The 8,324-nt window shown below is 48.5% G+C and carries 10 protein-coding genes and 1 pseudogene; all 11 read right to left on the bottom strand.

The genetic code is table 11. The features are described from left to right. Positions 1-915, bottom strand: coding sequence for a polyprenyl synthetase family protein (locus tag TY10_RS09020; protein ID WP_052350446.1), 915 nt, complete (start codon positions 913-915; stop codon positions 1-3). After that, a complete protein-coding gene (gene xseB, locus TY10_RS09025; RefSeq protein WP_042162673.1) occupies positions 912-1,166 on the bottom strand; it encodes an exodeoxyribonuclease VII small subunit in 255 nt (84 codons plus the stop codon). Before xseB ends, TY10_RS09020 begins: the two co-directional genes overlap by 4 nt. Next, complete coding sequence (gene xseA, locus TY10_RS09030) at positions 1,150-2,520, bottom strand: exodeoxyribonuclease VII large subunit (protein ID WP_042162674.1); 1,371 nt, start codon at positions 2,518-2,520, stop codon at positions 1,150-1,152. The genes xseB and xseA overlap by 17 nt, the downstream gene beginning before the upstream one ends. A 7-nt stretch (positions 2,521-2,527) precedes the next feature. Continuing rightward, positions 2,528-3,388 (bottom strand): bifunctional methylenetetrahydrofolate dehydrogenase/methenyltetrahydrofolate cyclohydrolase FolD, encoded by an 861-nt coding sequence (gene folD, locus TY10_RS09035; protein ID WP_042162675.1) that lies wholly within the window; start codon positions 3,386-3,388, stop codon positions 2,528-2,530. Between the two features lie 39 nt (positions 3,389-3,427). Next, on the bottom strand, positions 3,428-3,901 hold the full coding sequence (nusB, locus tag TY10_RS09040) for a transcription antitermination factor NusB (RefSeq protein WP_042162676.1): 474 nt from the start codon (positions 3,899-3,901) through the stop codon (positions 3,428-3,430). 132 nt (positions 3,902-4,033) lie between these two features. Beyond that, complete coding sequence (locus tag TY10_RS09045) at positions 4,034-4,264, bottom strand: DUF2273 domain-containing protein (RefSeq protein WP_052350447.1); 231 nt, start codon at positions 4,262-4,264, stop codon at positions 4,034-4,036. 14 nt (positions 4,265-4,278) lie between these two features. Further along, positions 4,279-4,836, bottom strand: a complete 558-nt coding sequence (gene amaP / locus TY10_RS09050) for an alkaline shock response membrane anchor protein AmaP (RefSeq protein ID WP_042162677.1) — start codon at positions 4,834-4,836, stop codon at positions 4,279-4,281. 97 nt (positions 4,837-4,933) lie between these two features. After that, the gene (locus TY10_RS09055) at positions 4,934-5,341 is read right to left on the bottom strand and encodes an Asp23/Gls24 family envelope stress response protein (RefSeq protein WP_042162678.1); all 408 of its coding nucleotides are present in this window, start codon (positions 5,339-5,341) and stop codon (positions 4,934-4,936) included. 120 nt (positions 5,342-5,461) lie between these two features. Beyond that, positions 5,462-6,806: pseudogene (gene accC, locus TY10_RS09060) on the bottom strand (acetyl-CoA carboxylase biotin carboxylase subunit). A 48-nt stretch (positions 6,807-6,854) separates the two neighbouring features. Further along, a complete protein-coding gene (gene accB, locus TY10_RS09065; protein ID WP_042162679.1) occupies positions 6,855-7,358 on the bottom strand; it encodes an acetyl-CoA carboxylase biotin carboxyl carrier protein in 504 nt (167 codons plus the stop codon). A 653-nt stretch (positions 7,359-8,011) separates the two neighbouring features. Beyond that, on the bottom strand, positions 8,012-8,324 hold a 313-nt coding region (locus TY10_RS30740; protein ID WP_162160592.1), incomplete at its 5' end, for a hypothetical protein.

The raw sequence follows: 8,324 nt of genomic DNA on the forward strand, positions 1-8,324 counted from the left end.
CTAAAAATCCCGTTGTACCAAATAATCGGCGATTTCTAGCAGCCGCTGCGGCATTGCGAGCTCTGCGTCCAACACGGCCGCTTTCGCTTCGCGGGTAAGACGCTTCACTTGCGCCTTGCTCTCCTCAATGCCGATCAAGTACGGATAAGTTACTTTCTGCTGTGCAACGTCGCTGTTCGTTTTTTTGCCCAGCTTCGCCTCATCGCCGATCAAATCAAGAATGTCGTCCTGGATTTGAAAAGCAAGGCCGATATTGCGGCCATATTGCTCAAGCAGCTTCAGCTGGCTTTCCGTAGCACCGCCAACTCTAGCGCCTGCCTTAACGGAGAATACGACCAAATCACTTGTTTTATGCAAATGAATATATTCGAGATCTTCGATGGAGGTTACGCCTTGCTCGCCCAATATATCAGCAACCTGGCCTCCGACCATACCGCTTGCCCCGGCAAACATAGCCAAATCCTCAACGATATCGAGTGCAACCTGAGGCTCTAGCCGTCCTTTGCGGGCTGCTTGCGGAATCAAATGAAAAGCATGTGTCAGGAGCGCATCCCCGGCTAATATCGCCATCGCTTCCCCAAATACTTTGTGGTTCGTAAGCTTCCCGCGGCGATAATCATCGTTATCCATCGCAGGCAGATCGTCATGGATAAGGGAGTACGTATGGATACATTCGATGGAGCCTGCAATCGACAGGGCGTTTTCCGCGGCCGCTGCATTTCCTTGTATCGCTTCAGCTGCTGCCAGCACAAGTGCAGGCCGGATACGTTTGCCGCCCGCCTCAAGCGAATACATCATCGACTCGCGAAGCAGACCGGGAACATCCCATTCAGCAGGAAGTGCCGTTGCCAGCGTTTGCTCGACGAGCGACGCACAATGATTTAAGTAGGACTTGATTTCTGTAACGTCGCTCAAAATGATTCCCCTTTATCCTCGTTTACCGGAGCAAACGTTTTTTTCTGAAAGCCTTGCTCGCTTTCGATCAAAAGCTCGATCTTTTTCTCCACTTGCTCAAGCTTTCCACCGCAAAGCTGAGACAGCTTCATGCCTTGCTGGAACAAATCAATCGCCTTCTCCAGAGGTACATCGCCGCTCTCCAGCTGTTCCACGATTTGCTCCAACTGCTCCATCGCTTCTTCAAAGCTAAGCTCATTCGCTGCTTCCATCGTTTCCCTCTCCTTTCATCGACCAGACATGGCAGTCCAGCTGACCGTCCGCGACTTTAACTTTAATCAGATCCCCCGGTTGAACCTGTCCGATGGACTTGATCAATCTTGATTCCTGTTCGTCATATACAAGACTGTAGCCTCTGGACATAACCTTCAGCGGGCTTAACGCATCCAACTGACGGATATTGCCATGAAGCTGCAGTTTTTTCACTTTTACCGCTGCGCCCATCGCTTGCTCCAATCTTTTGGCAGCAGCCTGCAGCCTATTTGCCGCAAACGCTGCCTGCTCGCCTGGATGATTGCCAGCCAATGACCGGTTCAACTGTTCTAGCTTGTTCCGGCCTTTCTCCGTTGTACGCAGCGTCCGCTGCTGAAGAATTTCCTGCAACCGATCCAGTCTTTGCGCCTGCTCCAGCAAATATTTGCGCGGATGAACGAAAAATGGCGATCTGCGCGCGCGAAGCAGCCTTTCTTTTCTACCCTGCAGCATTTTTCGAAGCGCATGCTCCAAACGCTGCTGCTGACGCTCGATTTGCTGACGAAGTTCCGCCGCATGCGGGACGGCCAGCTCTGCAGCTGCTGTTGGAGTAGCGGCACGCAAATCCGCCACAAAGTCCGAAATCGTGAAATCGGTCTCATGTCCCACTGCACTAATAACGGGAATCGCCGAAGCCGCTATGCTGCGCGCAACCGATTCCTCGTTAAAAGCCCAGAGCTCCTCCAGCGAACCGCCGCCTCTACCTACAATTAATACGTCGACTTCGCCAAAACGGTTCACCGATTCAATCGCTTTCACAATTGAAGGAGCAGCCTGATTGCCCTGAACGAGCACGGGCATTATGTAGATCGGCACCGATGGATGACGCCGCTGAAGCGTAATGACAATATCTCGAACCGCTGCCCCTGTGGGCGATGTGATAACGCCAATCGCTTTCGGGAAACGCGGAATGGGCCGTTTGCGCGTTTCGGCAAACAAGCCTTCCGTTTCCAGCTTTTTCTTCAGCTGCTCATAGGCAAGGTACAGGCTGCCAATTCCGTCCGGCTGCATAGCCGTCACATAAAATTGATAATTCCCGTCCCGTTCATAGACCGCCACATTGCCTCTAGCCATCACCTTTGTCCCTTCGCGAGGGATGAAAGGCAGGCGTTGATTATGTGACGCGAACATGATGCATTTCAGCCTGCTGTCTTTATCTTTTAGCGTAAAATACATATGGCCGCTGGAATGGTGGGTGAAATTTGAAATTTCACCCCGCAGCCATACGTCTCCGAGCAGCGAATCCGACTCCAGCTTCATCCCGATATATCGATTAATTTCTTTTATCGTGTAAATGCGAGGCTGATTCGCCATCTGAGCGTCACTCCCCGATTTTATTAGCTCTTTTCGCCGCTGTAATCGTGTTGGACATCAGCATCGTAATTGTCATCGGACCTACTCCGCCAGGTACAGGAGTAATATAGCCAGCCGTCTCCAGGCAATCCTCATAATCGACATCTCCGGCAAGCTTGCCGTCAGGCAGGCGATTGATGCCAACATCGATAACGACTGCACCAGGTTTAACATAATTACGTCCGATCGCTTTTGCTTTACCAATGGCAACAACTAAAATATCGGCTTGCTTCGCAATCTCTTCCATATTCGCCGTGCGGGAATGACAGATCGTTACCGTCGCATTTTCTCTCAGCAGCAGCATGGCTACTGGTTTGCCGACAATGTTGCTGCGTCCAATAACGACAGCATGCTTGCCGGAAATGTCGCCGCTGCTGCGCTTGATCAGCTCAATAACGCCAGCAGGGGTACATGGAAGCAAGCTATCATCGCCGATTACGAGATTACCGACACTTTCCGGATGGAAGCCGTCAACATCTTTATTGACATCAATTGCATCAATAACCGCTTTTTCATTGATATGCTTTGGCAGCGGAAGCTGCACCAAAATACCGTTAATCGAAGCTTGATTGTTCAGCTTGTCGATCAAGGCAAGTAGATCGGATTCCGAAGTATTTTCCGCCAAGCGGTGAACCTCAGAATAAAAACCAAGCTGCTGGCATGCCTTTTCTTTCGAGCCTACATAAACTTTGGAAGCCGGGTCCTCGCCCACTAGCACAACCGCCAAGCCGGGTACAACACCTTGCTCTTTCAACGCTTCCGCGTCCCGTTTGATTTCTTCTCTAATCAAATCCGATATTTTTTTACCTTCGATAATTTGTGCGCTCATATTTCTCTCCCCTTCTGCCGATCCGTCAATGAACGGTGATTAATGATTCGTTTCCGTTTCTGCTTCCGTATCCTTATTCGCTTCTTCCAGATTTTGCATTAGCTTGCCCAACACACCGTTTACGAATTTCCCCGATTCATCCGTTCCGAAATGCTTCGCCAACTCAATTGCCTCATTGATTGAAGCTTTATGAGGTACATCGTCGCGGAAAACCATTTCATAGCATGCAAGACGAAGCACTTGCCGGTCGACGCGAGACAGCCGATCGATTTGCCATCCGGTCAAATGCTGCTGCAGCATATCGTCAATGGCCGCTTTCCGTTCCGCTACCCCGTTAACGAGTTCGCTTACGTAGCTGTCCGTATTTTCGTTCTCTACAAATTCAGCGCCTATCTCATTCTCAGAGCGCGCTTCTTCCATTAGCATTTCAATTGCTTCAGCCGCCGTTACTTCATTCATTTCCATTTGATATAGACTGGATACCGCTATTTCTCTTGCTAATCTTCGTTTCATACAACCTCCATGGCATTTGAGCTGTGCCTAGCTGAATTAATTCTTCTCTAGCACCAAAAAAAAACTATGATCTCCTCCCTGCCCGAAAACTGGCGGCATTCCGGCTTCCGGAGTACGGAGGAGACCACAGGATCATCTAAACGGTCTGTATCTTTCCATCAACCAATTCCAAATTCGCTGCCATTGGAATATAGGTTCTTCCCGCAAATCCTTGCGTTTGCCAATCCAATATCCGATCGAGACGAGCAGTATGAAAAACAGCATGTCCCAGAAGCCGGCAAACAAATACACGAATCCGAAAAAAAGTCCAGCCGCTGCGCCGACCGTACGTTTCCCATAGGTTGCCCAGAACTCTCTCCACATCGGCAAATTCACCTCTATTCCACTCGGCTCTTAATCGTTCCGGATTGGATGACGTTTGCGACAAACACAGCAACATTAGTTACCGGTATGCCCGCAATATCCTCGACATGCTCTTTAACAGCACGCTGAATCTCTTCGGTCAACGACGGAATCGAGCTTTCTCCGTCAACTACTGCCCGCAGCACGATATCCAAGCCGGAATCCGATGCCCGGATACGCGCCTTCAAATCTTTGACACCGCGATGCTTGGAAGCCGCCTTCAGAGCAAGATTCTCAATCGTGTCGATTGAAATCCGAATGTCTCCAAAGTCAGTGCGCTGGTCAATAGACGGCGCAGCAGCTGATCCGCGATACAACGATACAAAAAAGAAACGGAGGCTCATAAGGAGCAGCAGCAATCCGATGACTACGACTGTAATTTGAATGGAAGAAATGCGATACATATTATCAACCATATCGTTCAAATCGTCGATGGATATCCATTTGAATCCGATGCATGCGATAAAAACGGATAATGCGCCAACAATGATGCTGTATAAAAATAAAAGCAGCTTGTCCACGATTCTAATCAACGAAACGCCTCCTTTCGTCTGAGCGAATGAAAACCCCCTTGCGCGAATGCGGCATGCCCATCACGAGGGGGTTATAATCAATTCTGTACCTGCTATACTATTTCACGCGCAGATGGCTGTCTTCTTCTTCTGGTTTCTCCGCTGCCTTGAAATGGACGTCGTGAATATGTACGTTCACTTCAATGACATGAAGACCTGTCATCATCTCAATCGAGTGCTTTACATTGCGTTGAATTTCCGAGGCGATTTCCGGGATCCGGTTGCCGTACTCCACGATAATCGAAACATCAACCGCAGCTTCACGCTGTCCGACTTCTACTTTCACACCTTTGGACAAGTTTTTACGTCCGAGCAGCTCAGCGATACCGCCTGCCAACCCGCCGCTCATTCCTGCTACGCCTTTGACTTCCACGGCAGCTAGTCCAGCAATGACTTCAATAACTTCCGGTGCGATTTGAATCGTGCCAATGTCCGTCTTCTCATAATCTGCAGCAATCGTATTCATGATGGTTGTACACCTCCCTAAAGTTGCGCGTTCTCAGCCTATCAAAGCCGAGTGTTGTCTACCGCATCTTATTTCTATACTATAACATTCGACGCGAATTATGACAAACAGTTGTCCGGCTTAGACTTCATGCTCTTCCAAAAACTTAATGTCGAAGTCGCCTTCAACGAATTTGGGATGATTCAGAAGCTTCAGGTGGAATGGAATTGTCGTCTTAATACCTTCCACTGCGAATTCAGAGAGCGCTCTCTTCATCCGCGCAATCGCTTCTTCACGCGTTCTGCCCCATACGATTAGCTTAGCTATCATCGAATCATAGTGCGGCGAGATCGTGTAGCCTGGATACACCGCGCTATCAACCCGTACCCCAGTTCCTCCTGGCGGCAGATAGAATGGAATATGACCAGCCGATGGCATGAAATTGCGCTCCGAATCCTCAGCGTTGATCCGGCATTCAATCGCCCAGCCATTGATTCGCAGATCCTCTTGTTTAAAGGACAATGGGTTGCCTTCAGCAACAGAGATCATCTCTTTAATCAGATCGACGTTTGTAATCATTTCAGTAACAGGATGCTCGACCTGAATCCGGGTGTTCATCTCCATAAAATAGAAATTACCGTCCGGCCCCAGCAAAAACTCCAGCGTACCTGCTCCCGAATAGTTAACCGCGAGCGCAGCACGGACGGCTGCTTGGCCCATCTGTTCGCGCTGCTCCGGCTTCAATACCGGACATGGCGCTTCCTCAACGAGCTTCTGACGACGGCGCTGCACAGAACAGTCGCGTTCAAACAAATGAACGGCATTGCCATGCTTGTCAGCCATAATCTGAATTTCGACATGCTTCATACCAGTCAGATACTTTTCCAGATAGACGCCTGCATTGCCGAAAGCCTTTTGAGCTTCCTGTTGAGCCGTCGTAATTTGCTGGATAAGTGCCGATTCGTCATCGGCTATGCGGATGCCTTTGCCTCCCCCGCCAGCAGTCGCCTTGATGATGACAGGATAGCCAATACTTCGTGCAACTGTAATGGCTTCGTCCATATCTTCAACGAGGCCGTCAGAGCCTGGAATGACTGGAACGTTCGCTGCTTGCATCGTCATTTTTGGCAACAGCTTTGTCGCCCATCTTGCTGATAGCTTCAGGCGAAGGGCCAATGAACGTAATGTTGCAAGATTCGCAGATTTCAGCGAAATCCGCATTTTCGGCAAGGAAGCCGTAACCCGGATGGACCGCATCACATTCTGTTATCGTCGCAACGCTCATCAAGTTAGTCAAATTCAAATAGCTGTCCTTAGAAGCAGTAGGCCCGATACAGTAAGCCTCGTCCGCTAGACGAACATGAAGCGAATCGCGGTCGGCTTCGGAATAAACAGCTACCGTCGAGATCCCAAGCTCTCTGCAGGCACGAATAATGCGAACTGCAATCTCGCCGCGGTTGGCGATTAATACTTTTTGAAATTTCACGTGGTTACTCCTTTCAGGCGACAGATTCTCCAATCAGGGAGAAAAATGCTATTCCGGCTTAACGAGGAAAAGCGGCTGTCCGTATTCAACCAGTTGACCGTTCGATACGAGAATCTCAACGATTTCTCCGCGAACTTCTGCTTCGAGCTCGTTCATGAGCTTCATTGCTTCAAGTATGCACACGACGCTCTTCTCGTTAACGCGGTCGCCTACTTTTACGAATTCGGATGCGTCAGGTGACGGAGAGCTGTAGAACGTGCCAACCATCGGTGAAATAATTGAATGAAGATTTTCTTTGCTAGTGCTTGCGGCTGGCGCTTCCTGAGCGGCAGCGGGCTGAGCAGCAGGTGCTGCAATAGCTTGAGGCGCAGCAGTTGGGATTGGCGCAGGCGAATATGTATGGGTGATTGGGGCTGCTTGTACATTCACCACTTCAGTTTTGCCGGGTTTGCGGATGAGCAGGCGTGCCCCTTCATTTTCAATCTCCAGCTCATGAACGGAAGTTTGATCAACCAGTTTGATCAATTCTTTAATCTCGCTCAATTTGAACATGAATTATTTTCACTCCTTAAAATTTTGCGGTAGCAAAATTGCTCCGTTAGCATTTGCTTAAAATTTTCAGCTGCAAGATTACTCCGTTAGCTTCTGCTTAATTTTGCGGTAGCAAAATTTGCTCCGTTAGCATTTAGCTTAAAATTTTCAGCTGCAAGATTACTCCATAAGTACTAGCTCGTAATATGCAATAGCAAAATTACTTCTGTCCGCTTCCGCTTTCTTGCAGTACTGCGGCAGCAAATAGCTTCTTATGGACAAGCTTGGCGATGCCCGGGCAAATTGCTCCGTAAATTCGGGCATATAGTCGGGCGGCCATTGCGGCTCATAAGCCCATTTTACCCATTTTCTTTTACATAACGTTTAACATTATATCATAAACCTTAGCGAACACGAACCAATTTTTTATACGCCCTGTTTTCATGCCATTTTGAGCTTATTCTCTTGTAAAATAAAGGATTAAAGAGATTGCTCGGCACCGCGTTTTTTCCCTTTAGCAGCACATAGATACAATCGTAATACTGAACAAAAATGCTAGTATTTAAATCATTTAGCAATGTATTTTCCTACTTTTATCGATAACTTTGTGCCAGCGCGTTGCTCATTGCCCGTTGATTAAATCCGCTGCTACTCAATCAAAATGAGATCTACAGTTAGAATTGGCTCACAACGCCGATTTCGTTATTTTTCGCCCAACAACATGCGCTTTTATATTTTGAAGCAGCTATCGAGCCTTTGCTGTCAATCAACAGCTTGTTTAACGCCTCTATGTTGGATATTTCCAACATGGGGCGCCTTACTTGCTGCTTTCTCGCTTCTACGTTGGGTATTTCCAATGTAGGGCATATTCTTTGCTGCTTTTCCGCTTCTACGTTGGATATTTCCAACGTAGGGCACATTTTTTGCTCCTTTTCCGCTTCTACGTTGGATATTTCCAACGTAGGGCACATTTTTTGCTGCTTTTCC

Origin of the sequence: Paenibacillus gorillae, assembly GCF_000513275.1 — a bacterium.
Lineage (GTDB): Bacteria > Bacillota > Bacilli > Paenibacillales > Paenibacillaceae > Pristimantibacillus > Pristimantibacillus gorillae.

Excerpts from the sequence above, each read along its gene's own strand:
- xseB (WP_042162673.1), bottom strand. The coding sequence starts at position 1,166 with ATGGAAGCAGCGAATGAGCTTAGCTTTGAAGAAGCGATGGAGCAGTTG.
- xseA (WP_042162674.1), bottom strand. The coding sequence starts at position 2,520 with ATGGCGAATCAGCCTCGCATTTACACGATAAAAGAAATTAATCGATAT.
- folD (WP_042162675.1), bottom strand. The coding sequence starts at position 3,388 with ATGAGCGCACAAATTATCGAAGGTAAAAAAATATCGGATTTGATTAGA.
- nusB (WP_042162676.1), bottom strand. The coding sequence starts at position 3,901 with ATGAAACGAAGATTAGCAAGAGAAATAGCGGTATCCAGTCTATATCAA.
- TY10_RS09045 (WP_052350447.1), bottom strand. The coding sequence starts at position 4,264 with ATGTGGAGAGAGTTCTGGGCAACCTATGGGAAACGTACGGTCGGCGCA.
- TY10_RS09055 (WP_042162678.1), bottom strand. The coding sequence starts at position 5,341 with ATGAATACGATTGCTGCAGATTATGAGAAGACGGACATTGGCACGATT.
- accB (WP_042162679.1), bottom strand. The coding sequence starts at position 7,358 with ATGTTCAAATTGAGCGAGATTAAAGAATTGATCAAACTGGTTGATCAA.